Below are 15,070 nucleotides of genomic sequence, written 5' to 3' on the forward strand. Positions count from 1 at the left end.
CCCCGCCGCGCCGCTCCGCAAGGGACACGGGGCGGAACGGCTCAGCCCCGCAGCGCCGCCGCCAGTTCCGCCTTCGTTGGTACCCCGGCCACGCGGACGAGGTGCCCCATCCCGATCTCGTGCGGCGACTGCAGCCCGAGGAAGGCGACGTTGCGGTTCACCTCGGAGGAGAGCAGCTCGATCCCGTGCCGCACCCCGGCTTCCCCGCCCACGGCCGCGGCGTAGAGGAAGGGACGGCCGACGAAGACGAAGTCCGCGCCCATGGCGAGGGCCTTCAGCACGTCCGTGCCCCGGCGGATCCCGCCATCCATCATCACCGTCATCCCGCCGGCCGCCGCCTTCACCTCCGGCAGGGCGCGGAAGGCGGAGATGGCGCCGTCCAGCTGCCGCCCGCCGTGGTTGGAGACGATCACGCCGTCCGCCCCCTCCGCGGCGGCGCGGGCCGCGTCCTCCCCGGTCAGGATGCCCTTGATGATCAGGCGCCCCTTCCACTGGCGCCGGATCTGGGCGAGGTGCGTCCAGTTCAGGTGGTCCCGCGCGCCGAAGTCCCGCTCCACGTGCTTGGCGATGATCGGCGCGCCGCGCGTGGCGTAGGAGTTCTCGAAATGCGGCATCCCGTGGTGCCGCAGCGTGCGGAGCAGGGTGTTCCATAGCCAGTGGGGATGGGTGATCCCGTCCCAGGCCAGGCGCAGGTTCGGCTTCAGCGGCGTGGAGAACCCCGTGCGGACATTGTTCTCCCGGTTGCCCAGGGTGGTGGTGTCCACCGTCAGCAGCAGCGTGCCGAAGCCGGCCTTCTGCACGCGGTCCACCAGCGCCTCGATCCGCGCGGGCTCCCCGGGCAGGTAGGCCTGGAACCAGGCGCGCGGATACTCCTGCGCCACCTCCTCCATGCGGATGAGGGAGGAGCCGCTCATGATCATCGGGATCCCCGCCTCCCGCGCCGCGCGCGCGAGGACGAGGTCGCCCCGATAGGCCATGATGGCGCTGATCCCCATGGGCGAGATGCCGAAGGGCGCGCCGAACTCCTCCCCGAACAGGGTCGTCTTCATGCTGCGGCGGGAGACGTCGATGAGGTAGTTCGGCCGGAAGGCCCACTCGCCGAAGACGGACCGGTTGTCCGTGCGCGAGGCATTGGTCTCCACCGCCCCGGCAATGTAGCCGAAGAGCGGGCGGGGCAGCCGGCGCCGCGCCGCGTCCTCGAAGTCGTCCAGCGCCAGGATCGGCCGCAGCGCGCGGGGCGTGCCCTTGGAGACGGTGCGGTAGACGCTCTGGGCAGGGGGAGGGACGGGGACCGCGCCCCCGCCGGAACCGTCCGCGGGGCTCATGCCAGCCTCGCCAGGACGCGGTCCACGAAGAGGCCGGCGCTGCCGAGATAGGTGGCGGGATCGGTGATGCGCCCGATCGCCGGCGCATCGAGGCGGGAGGCGACGGCGGCGTCCCGGCCCAGCGCCTCGGCCAGCGGGACGCGCTCTGCCAGCGCCACGTCGCAGGCGTGGTGCACGGCGTCGTGCGCCGCCCCGCGCCCGAGCATCGGCGCCAATCCCATCATCACCGCTTCCGCCATGATCGCTCCCCCGGTTGCCTCCAGGTTACGCCTCATGCGCGCCGCGTCCACCGTCATGCCCTCCGCGATCTGCCGCGCCTGATCCAACGCGCCATGGGTCAGCAGCATCGCCTGCGGGATCGCCAGCGGCTCCGCCTGCCAGGGCCCGGTGCCGCGCTCATGGTCCAGCGCCATGGCGGACATCACCTGCGGCACCAGGGCGTGCACGCCGCGGGACTGGGCCAGCACGTACTCGCAGGCGATGGGGTTGCGCTTTTGCGGCATGGTGGAGGAGCCGCCGCGCCCGGCCTCGTGCGGCTCAAATACCTCGGCCACCTCGGTCTGCATCAGCAGCATCACGTCCGTGGCCATCTTGGACAGCGCGCCGCAGAGGATGCCGCACCAGCACACCGCCTCCGTCACCGTGTCCCGCGCGACGTGCCAGGGGATCTCCGGCGCCGTGAGGTCCAGCTCCTTCGCCAGCGCATCAACCACGGCAGGACCCCCTTCCCCGAGGGAGGCGAGGGTGCCCACGGCGCCGCCGAACTGCACCCGCAGCAGCCGGGGCAGCAGCGCCTCCAGCGTCTCCCGCGCGTTGATCAGCGGGGCGAGCCAGACTGCGCACTTGTAGCCGAAGGTCACCGGCAGGGCGTGCTGCAGGTGCGTGCGGCCGGCCATCACCGTGCCCCGGTGCTCCCGCGCGCGGCCCGCCAGGGCGGCGATGGTGGCGTCCAGGTCGCGGCGGATCAGGGCGAAGGCGTCGCGCAGCGCCAGGACTAGCGCCGTGTCCAGGATGTCCTGGGTGGTGGCGCCCCAGTGAGTCCAGCGCGCCGCCTCCTCGCCCGCCAGGGCGCCGAGCTGCTTCACCAGCCCGACCACGGGGTAGCCAGTGTTGCGCGTGGCCGCCGCAAGCTTCGGCAGGTCCAGCCTTTCGGCGCGCGCGGCCTCCGTGATGGCCTGCGCGGCCTCCGGCGGCACGATGCCGAGCCCGGCCTGCGCGCGGGCCAGCGCCGCCTCCACGTCCAGCATGCGCTGCAGCAGCGCCGCCTCGCCCACCGTCGCCCGCATGGCGTCGGTGCCGTAGAGAACGCCCCAGACCGTGGCGTCCGCCGGGTTAACGCTCATGCTAGACGGCCATCCACACGGTCTCGCCCTCACCTTGCAGGCGAAGGTTCAGGGTCCACTCGCCCGGGCGGGCCAACCGGGCAACGAGCGTGCCGCGCCGCGCCTCCGGCACCGCCCGCAGCACGGGGTCGGTCGCGTTCAGCGGCTCGCCCTCGAAGTAGACGCGGGTGGAGAGATGCTGCAACAGCCCGCGCGCGAAGACCGCGAGCGCGATGTGCGGCGCCTGCATGGCGTTGCCGCCGGCATGGGGCCCCACCGGCACGGGGCCGGGCTTGAGGGTGACGAAGCGGAACCGCCCCGCCTTGTCCGTCGCGCAGCGGCCGTAGCCCTGGAAGGCGGTGGGATCGCCGTTCTCGTCCGGGTAGCGGCCAGCGGGATCGGCGTGCCAGATCTCCACCATCGCGTCGGTCACCAACGCGCCGGTGCCGTCCGTGATGGTGCCGGTTACAGTGATCCTCTCCGCACCCTCGGGCAAGGCATCCGCGAAGTGGCGGGTGGTGTCCGCCCATTCCGGGAAGTCCACCAGGTGCCAGTAGGGACCGGCGGTCTGGTGGGCTGAGGCGACGAGGGTGGCCTCGGACGGCGCGAGCTCGGGAGTGGCCGCGTCAGTCATGGTGGTTCTCCTCCATCGGCGTCGCCTCATGCCCGCGCAGCACGATATCGAAGCGATAGCCCAGGGCGTGCTCGGGCTGGGTGATGTCGAGGTCAAACTTCGCCACGAGGCGGTTGCGCGCGCCCTCATCCGCCACGGTGTGGAAGATCGGGTCCAGCGGCAGCAGCGGGTCGCCCGGGAAGTACATCTGGGTGATCATGCGCTGCGCGAAGCCCCGGCCGAACAGGGAGTAGTGGATGTGGTTCGGCCGCCAGGCGTTCTGGTGGTTGCGCCAGGGATAGGCACCGGGCCGCACGGTGAGATAGCGGTACCAGCCCTCCTCATCCGTGAAGACGCGGCCCATGCCCCGGAAGTTCGGGTCCAGCGGCGCGTCGTGCGTGTCGCCCTCGTGGTTGTAGCGGCCGGCGGCATTGGCCTGCCACACCTCCACCATGGCGCGGCGCACCGGGCGGCCGTCCTCGTCCAGCACGCGCCCGGCGACGATGATCCGCTCGCCCATCGCGTGGCCGGCACCGTTCTCCAGCACCGTCAGGTCCACCGTCTCGGGGTAGCGGGCGGGGGTGAAGACCGGGCTGCTCGTCTCCGTCAGCGTGTGCGGCAGCTCCAGCAGGGGCTGCTGGGGGAAGCGCGCGCGGGTGCTGCCGTAGCCCGGAGAGTTCAGCGGCGGCTGGTGCGCCGCGTTCGGGCGGCGATAGCCGTGGACGACCTCGCTCATGCTGTCTTCTCCATCTCCGCCAGGATTTCTTTGGCGATCTTCAGCGCGTGGTTCGCCACCGGCACGCCGGCATAGGCGCCGACCTGCAGCAGCACCTCCGCGATCTCCTCCGGCGTCACGCCGGTGTTGCGCGTGGCCCGCACGTGCAGGCCGAACTCGCCCTCCCGCGCCAGGGCGGCGGTGACGGCGAGGGTAAGGAGGGAGCGCGTGTGGCGCGGCAGGCCCGGGCGGGTCCAGATCTGCCCCCACACGTTGCGGGTGATGTAGTCCTGGAACGGGGCGTCCAGCGGGGTGGCGGCTGCCTGGGACCGGGCGACGTGCGCCTCGCCCAGCACCGCCTTCCGCACGGCAAGGCCGGCCGCCAGCGCATCCCCGGCCGGAGCCGGCGAGAGGTGGGTGCGCAGGGCCGCCGTGACGGCCTCGGCCGCCTCGAAGGTCGGGATATGCGCCTGGCCGGGCAGCACGATGAGGTCGCTGCCGGGGATGGCGTCGCGGATCGCCTCGGCGGCGGAGATGGGGGTGGCCTGGTCCAGCTCTCCCACCACCACCGTCGCCGGGCCGCTCAGCCGACCCAGCAGGGGCTGCGCACGGGCGTCCCGCAGCGCCTCGGCCGCGCCGATGTAACCCTCGGCCGGGGTCGCCAGCAGCATCGAGCGCAGGGCGCGGGAGGAGGGCAGGGCGGGGTCCACCACCCAGCGCGCCATCACCCCCTCGGCAACCGAGGCCACGCCGCCCGCGCGCACCGCCTCGATACGGGCCTCCCAGTTGGAGGCGGGGGCGAATTCCAGCGCGGTATCGAGCAGGAAGAGCGAGAGGATGCGGTCCGGGCGCGAGGCCGCCATCTCCATCGCGATACGCCCGCCGATGGAGATGCCCGCGACATGGGTGGCCCCGACCCCCAGCGCGTCCAGCACCGCGAAGGCGTCCTCCGCGAGGGCGGCCATGCTGCCCCGGGCGGGCTCCGCTGCCGAATCGTTGGAGGTCAAACCATGTCCGCGCAGATCGAAGCGGATGACGCGGTGCGTCCGCGCCATCGCCTCCGCCTGGGGATCCCAGACCGCGAGGGCGGTGCCGAGGCTGTGGAGCATGAGAAGCGACGGTGCGCCCGGCGGGCCCTCGACCCGCACATGCACCGTCATTCCGCGTAGCGCGATGAACATCCGGCCGTCTTTCTCCCCGGCCTTCCCCGCGCAAAGGGTTCGTTGGGGGAAACGCCGGCCAAAGGCCTAGCACGGCGTTCCCCCGAAGGAAAAGACATCGGAAAAGACGCTAGGAAGGGACGAGGTTCAGACCCCCGCGACGGCCACCTGCCCGGAATCCTGCCCGCGCATAGCCCAGCCGGTGGTGCGGTTCTCGATCGCGACGGCCACCACGTACATGATCACGCCCATCACCCCCGTAACGATGAGGCCGGCGAAGACCAGCGGCACGTCGAAGCGGGAGGAGGCAAGCATCATCAGGTGCCCGATGCCCTTATTTGCCGCCACCGTCTCCGCGATGATGGAGCCGACGAAGGCCACGGTGATCGCGATCTTCAGAGAGGCGAAGAAGTAGGGCATCGCCCGCGGCAGGCCGACCTTGCGGATAATGTCCGTGGGCCGGGCGCCGAGCGCGCGCAGCACGTCCCGCAGCTCCGGCTCCACCGTCGCGATCCCGGTAGCGACGTTCACCACGATGGGGAAGAAGGAGATGAGGAAGGCGGTGATGATGGCCGGCACGGTGCCGATGCCGAACCAGATCACGAGGATCGGCACCACCGCCACCTTCGGCACGGAGTTGAAGGCGATCAGTAGCGGGTAGAGCCCGTGGTAGAGCAGGGTGGAGGAGCCGATCGCCACGCCCAGAAGCAGGCCGAAGACGATGGCGAGGGCGAAGCCGATCAGCGTCGTCATCAGCGTCTGCCAGGAATTGTCCAGCAGCGGCAGCCACCACTTCCACATGCTGGCCGCGATAGCGGATGGGGCGGGAAGGATGAATTGCGGGATCTGGAAGGCCTGGCAGATCACCTCCCACACCACGAAGGTGCCGAGGATGATGATCCAGGGCAGGGCGGCCTGAAGGCGCCGGCGGCGGCGGGCCGCGGCCGCCATCGCCTCCACCCGGAGCTGGGCGGCCGTGGCGGCCGGCTTCGTGGCAGGGGAGTCAAGCGGCATGGGGGGCCTCCTGCACGGCGGGCACGTCCTCGCCCCGCCGCGCGGCGCTGATGTGCTCGCGCAGCTCGTGGATCAGCTCCTGGAAGGGCTGGCCGTAGGTGATGTCCAGGTTGCGCGACCGCTCGAAGGGCACCCGGCGTTCCGCGATGATCCGGCCGGGGCGGGCGGACATGATCAGCACCCGGTCCGCCAGGAACACCGCCTCCTTCAGGTCGTGGGTGACGAGGATGACGGTGGGCTTCAGGATGCGGCAGACCTCGGCCAGCTGCTCCCACAACTCCTCCCGCGTGAAGACGTCGAGCGCGCCGAAGGGCTCGTCCAGCATCAGCAGCTGGGGATCATGGATCAGCGCGCGGCAGAGGCTGGCGCGCTGCTGCATGCCGCCGGAGAGCTGGTGCGGCGTCTTGTCCTCGAACCCCGCCAGCCCGACGAGGGCGAGGAGCTTGCGCGCCTTCTCCTCGTACATGGAGCGCTCGCCCCGCAGGCGCCGACGGTGGGGCTCCACCACCTCCAGCGGCAGCATCACATTCTGCAGGATGGTGCGCCAGGGCAGCATGGTCGGCGCCTGGAAGGCCATGCCGGCGATGGAGAGCGGCCCGGCCACCTCCTTCCCCGCCACGATCACGCTGCCGGCCGAGCACGGCCAGAGCCCCGTCACCAGGCGCATCAGCGTGGACTTCCCGCAGCCGGACGGCCCGACCACCGCGACGAACTCGCCCTTGCCGATCCGCATGGAGGTGTGCCGCAGGGCCAGCGTGCCCTCCGCGCCACCGTAGCGCATGGAGACGTCGTCGATCTCCACGAAGGGCCTCTCGAACCCGTTCATCCCCGTAGCACTCTCCCAACCGGCCCCGACCGGGGCCTGTCAGCCGTTCATTGCCGGCATCATGGAGAGGGCCTTGCAAGCTCCGCGCCAGGGTCGTGGCCGGGAGCCCCTGGCGCGGGCCGGCGGCGAGGCCTATCTGCCCCGACCACACAACCTGAGGACGCGCCATGCCGGTCGAGGACATCTCCCCAGAGGACAGCTACGAGGCGCTGCGGACGGACCCCGAGACGATGCTCGTGGATGTCCGCACCGATGCCGAGTGGAACTTCGTCGGCATCCCCGATCTCTCGGCCACCGGAAAGCAGCCCGTCCTCATCCCCTGGCAGCTCTACCCTTCCATGCAGGTGAACGGCGCCTTCGTGGAGCAGCTGCGCCGCGCCGGGGCGACGCCGCTGACGAAGCTGCACTTCCTCTGCCGCTCCGGCGCGCGCTCCCTCGCCGCCGCGCAGGCCGCCCAGGCAGCGGGCTTCCCGGAGGCCTACAACGTGGCCGACGGGTTCGAGGGGCCGGTGGACGGGGAAGGCCACCGCGGCAGGGTCGCGGGATGGAAGGCGAGCGAGCTGCCCTGGCGGCAGCGCTGATCGAGGCCGGGGCGGGGGAGCGTCCCCGCCCCGAATTCGGGGCGAACTACTCGACCCGGATCTCCGCGCGGCGGGCGACATCGCCCCAGCGCTTCGTCTCCGCCGCTACGAATTCGCGGAAGGCGTCCGGCGAGAAGGTGCCGGCGGTGATGCCGAGCTCCTCGTAGCGCGCGCGCACGTCCGGGCTGCCCAGGGCCGCCAGCGCCTCCTGGTTCAGCCGGGCGACGACCGCGGGCGGGGTGGCGGCCGGGGCGAAGACGCCGTGCCAGGACACGCTCTCGAAGCCCGGCAGGCTCTCCGCGATGGTCGGCACGTTCGGCGCCTGCGGCACGCGCTGCAGGCTGCCCACGCCGAGGGCGCGGATCCGCCCCTCCCGCGCGTGCGGCCAACCGGAGGAGAAGTTGTCGAAGGCCATGGGCAGGGTGCCGGCCAGCATGTCCGTCATGATCTGCCCGCTGCCGCGATAGGGCACGTGGACCGAGGTGGTGCCGGTGAGCTGGCTGAAGAGCTCCCCCGCCAAGTGGATGGAGGTGCCGACGCCGGAGGAGCCGTAGTTGATCTGCCCGGGGCGCTGCTTCATCAGCGCGATCAGCTCCGGCACGGTGCGGGCGGGGATGTTGTTCGCCACCACCAGCATGTTCGGCTGGCTGCCCAGCAGCGCCACGGGCGCGAAGTCCCGCAGGTTGTCGAAGGGGATGCGCGGGTAGATCGAGGGGTTGATCGCGTGGCTGCTGATCGTGCCCATGCAGATCGTGTAACCGTCCGGCGCGGCCTTGGCGCAGGCCTCGGCGCCGATATTGCCGCCGGCGCCGGCGCGGTTGTCCACCACGATCGGCTGTCCCAGGCGCTTCGACATCTCGCCGCCGACGAGGCGCCCGATCAGGTCCGTGGTGCCGCCGGCCGCGAAGGGCACGATCATGCGGATCGGCCGGTTCGGGTAGGCGTCCTGCGCGAGGGAGGGGAGCGGGGCGAGGGCGAGCGCGAAAGCCGCCCCAACAAGGGCGCGCCGCATCGGGCCGGGCATGGTCATTCCTGTCCTTTCCTGGGCGCGTTCGGTGCGCGCCGTTTCCATTTCGAGGCTGGGCGTGCGGCCCCGAGGGGTCAAGCAAGCCGGCCGAATCTGCCATAGCACGTTCGCGCGAACCCGCGCAGGCCTGCGGCGTTCGAAACCCATTCCGGACGGAGGAACGAATGCCCGCATCTGCCAGCGCCCAGCGGGGCCCGCGGGAGAAGCTCGTCGAGGTCCATCATCGGCTCTGCGAGTCCTTTGGCTGCCCGATCGCCTACTTCCACGAGCACGGGCCGATGGACGAGCTGGTCTCCTCTCTCCTCTCCCACCGCACGCGCAACGCCGACAGCGCCCGTGCCTTCCGCAACCTGCGGGATCGCTTCCCGGACTGGGAGGCGGTGCGCGATGCCCCGGTGGAGGCCGTGAGGGAGGCGCTGGCGCCCTGCACTTGGCCGGAGGCCAAGGCGCCGGCGCTTCAGCGCATCCTGGCGATCATCACGGAGCGTCGCGGGTCGATCGAACTGGACCACCTCGCCGACCTACCGGTGCCCGAAGCGCGCGAATGGCTCGAATCCCTTCCCGGCGTCGGCCCGAAGACGAGCGCGGCCGTCCTGTCCTTCTCATCCCTTCGCCGGCGCGCCCTGCCGGTGGACAGCCACCATCACCGCGTGGCGCAGCGCCTCGGCCTCATCCCCGCCAGCCTCTCGGTCGGCCCGTCCCACCGGGTTCTGGAAGCGATGCTACCGGCCGAGTGGGACGCGCAGCAGGTCTACGACAACCACGAGGTGCTGATGCTGCACGGCCAGCGCGTCTGTCACTTCCGCTCCCCGGCCTGCAGCCGATGCGTGCTGCTGGACCTCTGCCCGACGGGGCAGGCCCGGCGGGCACCGGAGTCGACGCTCCGTCAGCCCGCCATCCCTTCGCATGCGTGAATCCGGGGATGCTGTCTCGGTATGGCGGGAACGCGCCGGGGCTGGCCCGCGCCACGTTTCGGCCATCATCCCGTCCTGCCTTCGCCGCGGCAAAGGTGCCTCATCCCTCCGTCGCCCGCCGAATCCTCTCAGGCGGGCAGGGAGGCTCCGCATGGACCGCATCGCCCTCGCCCTGATCTCCTCGGGCCTCGTGCTCATCCTCACCATCGTCGGCGCCGTGCTCGGCGGAACGGCGACGGACATCTCGGCCTATGCCGCGGCCGGCGCCGCCGTCTCCGGCACCGGCATCGTGGCCGGCCTGGCCATGCTGGAGCGCCGCGCCCTCTCCCCCGTGGCCTGAATCACACCTTCTCGGGGTAGAGCGAGGAAAGCCCTTCCTCGCTCGCCTCGCAGCGCCCGCGCTCGGTGATCAGCCCCGTCACCAGCCGGGCGGGCGTCACGTCGAAGGCGGGGTTGGCGGCCGGTGACGACTCGGGCGCCACGCGGATCGCGCCCACCCCGCCCTCGGGCAGCCGGCCCGTCGTCGCCGTCACCTCGGCGGCGGAGCGCTCCTCGATCGGGATCTCCGCCAGCCCGTCCCGCACCGACATGTCCAGGGTAGAGTGGGGCAGCGCGACCCAGAAGGGGATGTCGTTGTCCCTTGCCGCCAGCGCCTTCAGGTAGGTGCCGATCTTGTTCGCCACGTCGCCGTTCCGCGTCACGCGGTCCGTCCCGACAATGACGATGTCCACCATCCCGTGCTGCATCAGGTGCCCGCCGGCATTGTCCGTGACGAAGGTGTGCGGCACCCCGTGGGAACCGAGCTCCCAGGCCGTCAGCGCGCCCTGGTTGCGCGGCCGGGTCTCGTCCACCCAGACATGCACGTCCATGCCGGCATCATGCGCCTGATAGATGGGCGAGAGGGCGGTGCCGTAGTCCACCGTCGCGATCCAGCCCGCGTTGCAATGGGTCAGGACCCGCACGGGCTCGTCCCCGCGCCCCTCGGCCTTCTTGCGGGCGGCGATCTCCTGCAGCAGTTCCAGCCCGTGCTCGCCGATCCTGCGGTTCGTCTCCACGTCGTCGTCACAGATGGCCGCCGCCTCGGCGTAGGCGGCGTCGGCCCGGCGCTCCGGCGGGTGGTTGCGGACCGCGGCGCAGATGCGGTCCAGCGCCCATTTCAGGTTCACGGCGGTCGGGCGCGTCTCGTTCAGCATCGCCGCGCTCCGCTCCAGGTTCTCGATGGAGGGGTCGCGGCGCAGCGCCATGGCCAGCCCATAGGCGCCGACGGCGCCGATTAGCGGGGCGCCGCGCACCTGCATGGACCTGATGGCGGCCGCCACGCTCTCCTCGTCCGAGAGGACCAGCTCCTCCACCGCCCAGGGCAGCCTCGTCTGGTCGAAGATGCGGATGGAATGGCCGTCGGCGTCGAGCCAGACGCTGCGATAGGGCGTGCCGTTGATCTTCAAGGTCTAGATCCGTTGATGCAGGGCGCAGACGAGGGTGAAGAGGCGGCGCGCCGTCTCGAAGTCAAGCTCCACCCGGCCTTCCAGCCGCTCGCGCAGCAACTCGGCGGCCTCGTTGTGCAGGCCGCGCCGACCCATGTCGATCGCCTGGATGCGCGCATCCGCCGCGCCCTCGACCACCGCCTGCTCGTGCCCTTCGATGACCATGCCGTAGTCCTTGATCAGCCGCCGGAAGGGGCCGAGCGCGAGGGCATAGGCGTGCAACGGCATGTCGGCCTGGTCCCGCACGTCCAGCACCAGGCGCCCGTCCCGCAGGCAGAGGTGCAGCGCGTAGGGGCCAGGCGGCAGGCCGGCGGGCAGGAAGCGATTGCCCGTCAGCAGGTCCGCCACGGCCTGCTGGCGGTCCGCTTCGGCAAAGGGGGATGGCAGGGGGCCGCTGTCGCCCAGCTCGATCCGCACGATGTCCCGCGCGGTGGCCTCCGCCGCCAGGGCCGCCTCAGCCATCGCGGGAGGGGCCCGGGGCCGGGGAGGAGGCCTCGTCGCGGCCGGCCGGCGCAGCGAAGCCGAGCTTCCACATCCACCCGACGACCCCGCCCTTCACGGGGCGCAGCAGCAGGGTGCAGACCACCGCGAACAGGGGCAGCCACACCGCCATGTGCAGCCACATCGGCGGCTCATAGGCCTTTTCGATCCAGAAGATGGGCGGGATGAGAAGGTGGCCGGCGAGGAAGATGACGATGTAGGGCGGCGCGTCATCCGCCCGCAGGCTGCCCAGCGGGGCGCGGCAGACGCGGCACTCCTCCGCCACGCGCAGGAAACCCGCGAAGACCGGGCCTTCCCCGCAATTCGGGCAGCGGTTCATGATCCCGCGGCCAACCGAGCCCAGCATCGTCGTGCCGCGCGCGCCGCCGTCCGCCGCCTCGGACGGGGCCGGGGCCGGGCGCCAGGTGGCGGTGGCAGGATCGGGCGGGGCTTGCTGGCCTGACATGGGGGCGGTCCTCCGGACGCAGGGTTCCGAACGTGCCCTGCCGATCTTTGTTGCATCGCAATATGGACTTCGGGCTGCGGCCGCACAAGCGCGAACGAGGGTTGCGGCCCCGGGCCGGCACCATCACCCTTCCGGGATGGAACGCCGCATCCTCGTCATCAATCCCAACAGGAACGCCGCCTGCACCGCCGGGATCGCGGCCGCGGTGGCGCCCTACGCCCGCCCCGGCCATGCCCGGTTCGACACGGTCCAGCTGGATGACGGGCCGGACGCGATCACCTCATGGCGAGACTGGTACGGGGTGGCCCTGCCGCTCTGCGCCGCCGTACAGGCCGAGGTGGCCGACGCCTACGTGATCGCCTGCGTCTCGGACCCCGGGGTGGAGGCGGTGCGCGAGGTGACAAGCCGGCCGGTGCTCGGACCCTTCCGCGCCGCCGTGCTCACCGCGCTGGCCCGGGCAGACCGCTTCGGGGTGATCGCCTTCGTGGACGCCAGCAAGGAGAGGCAACGCCGCGTGCTTCTCTCGCTCGGGGTCGAGGCCAGCCTTGTCGGCTCGGAGGCACTGAACCTTCCCATGGCTGCCCTCACGGACCCGGAGGCGCCGCGTGCGGCGTTGCTGGCTTCTGGGCGGAGGCTGAGGGAAGCGGGCAGCCCGGCTGTCGTGCTCGGCTGCACTGGCATGGCCAGCCATCGCGCGTTCCTCGAGGCCGAACTCGGGATACCCGTCATCGAGCCCTGCGCCGCCGTGGCGGCTCAGGCCCTGCTCGCCGCAGCCTGAAGCGCGGCCGCGCCGCTAGCGGGCTGCGAGACTGCGGCTGGCGACATCCGTCGAGAGCGCCGCGCGCGCGTTGGGCCCGGCGCCGCCATTTCCGGAGATCCGGGCGCGCTCGCGCTCCCAGTACTCACGCCGCAGATTGCGCGTCTCGCGCTCCCGGTCGCGCAACTCGCCGCCCCCGCCGGCCCTGGAGCCTTCCAGGGCCCCGGAGCGGCCGAAGAGATTACCGAACAGGCTATTGTCCGCGCGAGCCTCCGGGGCGCCCAGGGCAACGAGGCCCGCGACGGCGAGGATGGCGATGCTGCGCTTGGACATGATCTGATCTCCTGCCGCTGCAACGCGCCCGGGCGGCCGGGGGTTGCCCGCCCGCCCTCAGGCTTCGTTCAGCGGTGCCGCTGCTCCGCCCTCAGGCGCGGCTCAGCGGCGCCGTTCCTCGGCGATGCGGCGGCGCTCGTCGTCCAGGCGGCGCTGCTGATCCTCCAGCTGGCGCTGCCGGTCGGAGAACTGCCGGTCCCGGTCGAAGGACTGGCGCTCGCGGTCGAAGCGGGAGCGCTCATCCGGGGAGATGCGCTCGCCGCGGCTCTCGCGCCGGGCGCGGTCCCGCTCCCAGGCCTCACGGCGGCGCTCGAAATCCATCCGCTCCTCCTCGGCGCGGCGGCGGTCGCGCTCACCGGCCCAGCGGCGGTCCTCGTCGCGGTCGCGCCGGGCCTCGTCGCGGCGGCGGCGCTCCTCGTCCTCGGCGCGGCGGGAGGCGTCGTCCCGGTTGCCGCCGAACTGGCGAAGGGCCTCACCCACAAGCCCGTTGATGTCCTGCGCCCCCGCCGGCGCGGAGCCGAGGACGGCGAGGGCGAGGGGGATCGTCAGCAGGGCACGACGGTGCATGGAATCCTCCATCTTCGGCCACCAGCGGGGCCGCGCGGGAATGGAACGCCCTCCCGGTGTCGCCGTTGCGGCACCGGCATGGCCGATCCGGGGCAGGCCTAGCGCTGCGGGTTGTCGCTCAGCAGGGGAAGGTTGGTACCGCCCGGCTGCTGGGGCGACGTGTTCCGCGATTCGATGCGGCCCGGTTCCAGGGTCGGGCGGGTGCGGTTCATGTCGTCCACCACGCCCGGCACGCCGGGGCCGCCGCGCTCCAGGTCGCGGGCGACCTCGGCCACGCGGTCCTGGCGCTGGTCGCGCTCCACCTGCCGCTGCGCCTCCGCCTGGGCGGGGCTGGCGGCGCGGGCCGTGCCCGCCGCGAGCGGGGCGGCAAGGGGCAGGGCGAGAAGGGCGAGGGCGAGAGTGGTGCGGCGCATGGGATACCTCCGCCCCTTCAACGCCGCACGGGGACGAAAGGTTCGGGCCGGGAAACGGGTCTCGCCCCGGCGCAGGATCAGCCCGCCGAGGGCACCCATTCCGGCGGCGCCTCCGCTCCCGTCTGCGCGGTGATCCGGCCATAGGCCTCCACGCGCCGATGGGCGGCGAAGTTGAAGATCGTGCTCCGCCCCAGCTCGCACATGCCGAGGTCCAGATCCGCCGTGATCAGCTCGTCGTCCCACGAGGTGGCCTGGGCCATGATCTCGCCCTGCGGGTTGACGATGATGGAGTGGCCGAACAGCTCGTGCCCGTCCTCCGTGCCGGCCTTGGCGGTTGCCACGCCGAAGCAGGCGTTCTGGTAGCAGCCCGCCTGGATCGAGAGGTGGGAGTGCAGCACCCGCAGGTGGTGCGCCTCAAAGCCGCGATTGTCCTGGTTCAGGCTCGGCGTGTTGTAGCCGAGCATCACGAGCTCCACACTCTGGAGCCCCAGCACGCGCCAGGCCTCCGGCCAGCGCCGGTCGTTGCAGATGAGCATGCCGAGATTGACGGGGCCGGCGCCGCCCACGGGGGCGCGCACCACGGGGAAGCCGAGGTCGCCCACCTCGAAGTAGCGCTTTTCCAGGTGCTGGACCGTGCGGACGGGGTCGTACTCCCGGTGCCCGGGCAGGTGCACCTTGCGATACTTCAGCACCATCTCGCCCGACGGATGGAAAAAGCCCGCCGTGTTGAAGCGGCGCCCATCCGGCGTCTTCTCGGCGTAGCCGAGGTGGAAGGCGATGTTGAACTTGCGCGCCGCCTCGAAGAGCGGGGCGGTCTGGTTGGAGGGGAGCGCGGCCTCGTACCAGTCATCCGCGGCGGCGATGTCCTCCTCGTACCAGCGCGGGAAGAAGGTGGTCAGCGCCAGCTCGGGGAAGACCACCACTTCCACGCCGCGCCGGTGCGCCCGCTCCATCAGCCGGACCATCCGGCCCACGGAGACGTCGCGGCCCTCCGCCTTCTGGATGGGGCCGAGCTGGGCTGCGGCGACGGTGAGGCGGCGGGTCATGTCTGCATTCCCTGGGATCCGCGCCGC

Annotated in this window: 19 protein-coding genes; 4 read left to right on the plus strand and 15 right to left on the minus strand. The window is 71.9% G+C overall.

Going from position 1 to position 15,070, the window contains the following annotated elements:
• Positions 1 to 41: 41 nt before the first annotated feature.
• The 7 genes from VQH23_RS20330 to VQH23_RS20360 all read right to left on the minus strand — a co-directional run bounded on the left by VQH23_RS20330 (position 42) and on the right by VQH23_RS20360 (position 6,975).
• Complete coding sequence (locus tag VQH23_RS20330) at positions 42 to 1,325, minus strand: alpha-hydroxy acid oxidase (protein WP_338662490.1); 1,284 nt, start codon at positions 1,323 to 1,325, stop codon at positions 42 to 44.
• The gene (gene pcaB, locus VQH23_RS20335; RefSeq protein ID WP_338662491.1) at positions 1,322 to 2,668 is read right to left on the minus strand and encodes a 3-carboxy-cis,cis-muconate cycloisomerase; all 1,347 of its coding nucleotides are present in this window, start codon (positions 2,666 to 2,668) and stop codon (positions 1,322 to 1,324) included. The genes VQH23_RS20330 and pcaB overlap by 4 nt, the downstream gene beginning before the upstream one ends.
• A 1-nt stretch (position 2,669) precedes the next feature.
• Positions 2,670 to 3,281 (minus strand): protocatechuate 3,4-dioxygenase subunit alpha, encoded by a 612-nt coding sequence (pcaG, locus tag VQH23_RS20340; RefSeq protein WP_338662492.1) that lies wholly within the window; start codon positions 3,279 to 3,281, stop codon positions 2,670 to 2,672.
• On the minus strand, positions 3,274 to 3,996 hold the full coding sequence (gene pcaH / locus VQH23_RS20345; RefSeq protein WP_338662493.1) for a protocatechuate 3,4-dioxygenase subunit beta: 723 nt from the start codon (positions 3,994 to 3,996) through the stop codon (positions 3,274 to 3,276). Before pcaH ends, pcaG begins: the two co-directional genes overlap by 8 nt.
• Entirely contained in the window at positions 3,993 to 5,156 is a 1,164-nt protein-coding gene (pcaC, locus tag VQH23_RS20350) for a 4-carboxymuconolactone decarboxylase (protein ID WP_338662494.1), read from the minus strand. Before pcaC ends, pcaH begins: the two co-directional genes overlap by 4 nt.
• A gap of 126 nt (positions 5,157 to 5,282) precedes the next feature.
• Positions 5,283 to 6,149, minus strand: coding sequence for an ABC transporter permease (locus VQH23_RS20355; protein ID WP_338662495.1), 867 nt, complete (start codon positions 6,147 to 6,149; stop codon positions 5,283 to 5,285).
• Entirely contained in the window at positions 6,139 to 6,975 is an 837-nt protein-coding gene (locus VQH23_RS20360) for an ABC transporter ATP-binding protein (protein WP_338662496.1), read from the minus strand. Before VQH23_RS20360 ends, VQH23_RS20355 begins: the two co-directional genes overlap by 11 nt.
• Before the next feature lie 167 nt (positions 6,976 to 7,142).
• On the opposite strand from VQH23_RS20360, the gene VQH23_RS20365 reads away from it, so the two are divergent.
• Complete coding sequence (locus tag VQH23_RS20365) at positions 7,143 to 7,556, plus strand: rhodanese-like domain-containing protein (RefSeq protein WP_338662497.1); 414 nt, start codon at positions 7,143 to 7,145, stop codon at positions 7,554 to 7,556.
• 46 nt (positions 7,557 to 7,602) lie between these two features.
• Here VQH23_RS20365 and VQH23_RS20370 read toward each other — a convergent pair whose 3' ends face one another.
• Positions 7,603 to 8,586 (minus strand): tripartite tricarboxylate transporter substrate binding protein, encoded by a 984-nt coding sequence (locus tag VQH23_RS20370; RefSeq protein ID WP_338662498.1) that lies wholly within the window; start codon positions 8,584 to 8,586, stop codon positions 7,603 to 7,605.
• Between the two features lie 161 nt (positions 8,587 to 8,747).
• Between VQH23_RS20370 and nth the strand changes: the two genes are divergently transcribed.
• The gene (nth, locus tag VQH23_RS20375) at positions 8,748 to 9,497 is read left to right on the plus strand and encodes a Fe-S cluster assembly protein HesB (RefSeq protein WP_338662499.1); all 750 of its coding nucleotides are present in this window, start codon (positions 8,748 to 8,750) and stop codon (positions 9,495 to 9,497) included.
• A 151-nt stretch (positions 9,498 to 9,648) separates the two neighbouring features.
• Entirely contained in the window at positions 9,649 to 9,837 is a 189-nt protein-coding gene (locus tag VQH23_RS20380; protein ID WP_338662500.1) for a hypothetical protein, read from the plus strand.
• Position 9,838: 1 nt separating this feature from the next.
• On the opposite strand, the gene mtnA is transcribed toward VQH23_RS20380, so the two are convergent.
• From mtnA to VQH23_RS20395, 3 genes are read right to left on the minus strand one after another with little or no spacing between them, the layout of a single operon-like run.
• Positions 9,839 to 10,942 (minus strand): S-methyl-5-thioribose-1-phosphate isomerase, encoded by a 1,104-nt coding sequence (mtnA, locus tag VQH23_RS20385; protein ID WP_338662501.1) that lies wholly within the window; start codon positions 10,940 to 10,942, stop codon positions 9,839 to 9,841.
• Between the two features lie 3 nt (positions 10,943 to 10,945).
• Positions 10,946 to 11,443, minus strand: coding sequence for a UPF0262 family protein (locus VQH23_RS20390; RefSeq protein WP_338662502.1), 498 nt, complete (start codon positions 11,441 to 11,443; stop codon positions 10,946 to 10,948).
• A complete protein-coding gene (locus VQH23_RS20395) occupies positions 11,436 to 11,927 on the minus strand; it encodes a DUF983 domain-containing protein (protein WP_338662503.1) in 492 nt (163 codons plus the stop codon). Before VQH23_RS20395 ends, VQH23_RS20390 begins: the two co-directional genes overlap by 8 nt.
• A 136-nt stretch (positions 11,928 to 12,063) precedes the next feature.
• On the opposite strand from VQH23_RS20395, the gene VQH23_RS20400 reads away from it, so the two are divergent.
• Complete coding sequence (locus tag VQH23_RS20400; protein ID WP_338662504.1) at positions 12,064 to 12,705, plus strand: aspartate/glutamate racemase family protein; 642 nt, start codon at positions 12,064 to 12,066, stop codon at positions 12,703 to 12,705.
• Positions 12,706 to 12,720: 15 nt separating this feature from the next.
• On the opposite strand, the gene VQH23_RS20405 is transcribed toward VQH23_RS20400, so the two are convergent.
• The 4 genes from VQH23_RS20405 to VQH23_RS20420 all read right to left on the minus strand — a co-directional run bounded on the left by VQH23_RS20405 (position 12,721) and on the right by VQH23_RS20420 (position 15,043).
• Positions 12,721 to 13,017 carry a hypothetical protein gene (locus tag VQH23_RS20405; RefSeq protein ID WP_338662505.1) on the minus strand — a complete coding sequence of 99 codons (297 nt, stop codon included), beginning with the start codon at positions 13,015 to 13,017 and terminating at the stop codon, positions 12,721 to 12,723.
• 102 nt (positions 13,018 to 13,119) lie between these two features.
• Positions 13,120 to 13,584 (minus strand): hypothetical protein, encoded by a 465-nt coding sequence (locus tag VQH23_RS20410; protein ID WP_338662506.1) that lies wholly within the window; start codon positions 13,582 to 13,584, stop codon positions 13,120 to 13,122.
• 98 nt (positions 13,585 to 13,682) lie between these two features.
• Complete coding sequence (locus tag VQH23_RS20415) at positions 13,683 to 13,997, minus strand: hypothetical protein (protein WP_338662507.1); 315 nt, start codon at positions 13,995 to 13,997, stop codon at positions 13,683 to 13,685.
• Positions 13,998 to 14,074: 77 nt separating this feature from the next.
• Positions 14,075 to 15,043 carry an N-carbamoyl-D-amino-acid hydrolase gene (locus VQH23_RS20420; protein ID WP_338662508.1) on the minus strand — a complete coding sequence of 323 codons (969 nt, stop codon included), beginning with the start codon at positions 15,041 to 15,043 and terminating at the stop codon, positions 14,075 to 14,077.
• Positions 15,044 to 15,070 lie beyond the last annotated feature (27 nt).

The sequence above is a fragment of the Pararoseomonas sp. SCSIO 73927 genome (genome assembly GCF_037040815.1).
Lineage (GTDB): Bacteria > Pseudomonadota > Alphaproteobacteria > Acetobacterales > Acetobacteraceae > Roseomonas.

Coding starts and splice junctions, on each gene's coding strand:
- VQH23_RS20330 (WP_338662490.1), bottom strand. CDS start 1,325: ATGAGCCCCGCGGACGGTTCCGGCGGGGGCGCGGTCCCCGTCCCTCCC.
- pcaB (WP_338662491.1), bottom strand. CDS start 2,668: ATGAGCGTTAACCCGGCGGACGCCACGGTCTGGGGCGTTCTCTACGGC.
- pcaG (WP_338662492.1), bottom strand. CDS start 3,281: ATGACTGACGCGGCCACTCCCGAGCTCGCGCCGTCCGAGGCCACCCTC.
- pcaH (WP_338662493.1), bottom strand. CDS start 3,996: ATGAGCGAGGTCGTCCACGGCTATCGCCGCCCGAACGCGGCGCACCAG.
- pcaC (WP_338662494.1), bottom strand. CDS start 5,156: ATGTTCATCGCGCTACGCGGAATGACGGTGCATGTGCGGGTCGAGGGC.
- VQH23_RS20355 (WP_338662495.1), bottom strand. CDS start 6,149: ATGCCGCTTGACTCCCCTGCCACGAAGCCGGCCGCCACGGCCGCCCAG.
- VQH23_RS20360 (WP_338662496.1), bottom strand. CDS start 6,975: ATGAACGGGTTCGAGAGGCCCTTCGTGGAGATCGACGACGTCTCCATG.
- VQH23_RS20365 (WP_338662497.1), top strand. CDS start 7,143: ATGCCGGTCGAGGACATCTCCCCAGAGGACAGCTACGAGGCGCTGCGG.
- VQH23_RS20370 (WP_338662498.1), bottom strand. CDS start 8,586: ATGACCATGCCCGGCCCGATGCGGCGCGCCCTTGTTGGGGCGGCTTTC.
- nth (WP_338662499.1), top strand. CDS start 8,748: ATGCCCGCATCTGCCAGCGCCCAGCGGGGCCCGCGGGAGAAGCTCGTC.
- VQH23_RS20380 (WP_338662500.1), top strand. CDS start 9,649: ATGGACCGCATCGCCCTCGCCCTGATCTCCTCGGGCCTCGTGCTCATC.
- VQH23_RS20390 (WP_338662502.1), bottom strand. CDS start 11,443: ATGGCTGAGGCGGCCCTGGCGGCGGAGGCCACCGCGCGGGACATCGTG.
- VQH23_RS20395 (WP_338662503.1), bottom strand. CDS start 11,927: ATGTCAGGCCAGCAAGCCCCGCCCGATCCTGCCACCGCCACCTGGCGC.
- VQH23_RS20400 (WP_338662504.1), top strand. CDS start 12,064: ATGGAACGCCGCATCCTCGTCATCAATCCCAACAGGAACGCCGCCTGC.
- VQH23_RS20405 (WP_338662505.1), bottom strand. CDS start 13,017: ATGTCCAAGCGCAGCATCGCCATCCTCGCCGTCGCGGGCCTCGTTGCC.
- VQH23_RS20410 (WP_338662506.1), bottom strand. CDS start 13,584: ATGCACCGTCGTGCCCTGCTGACGATCCCCCTCGCCCTCGCCGTCCTC.
- VQH23_RS20415 (WP_338662507.1), bottom strand. CDS start 13,997: ATGCGCCGCACCACTCTCGCCCTCGCCCTTCTCGCCCTGCCCCTTGCC.
- VQH23_RS20420 (WP_338662508.1), bottom strand. CDS start 15,043: ATGACCCGCCGCCTCACCGTCGCCGCAGCCCAGCTCGGCCCCATCCAG.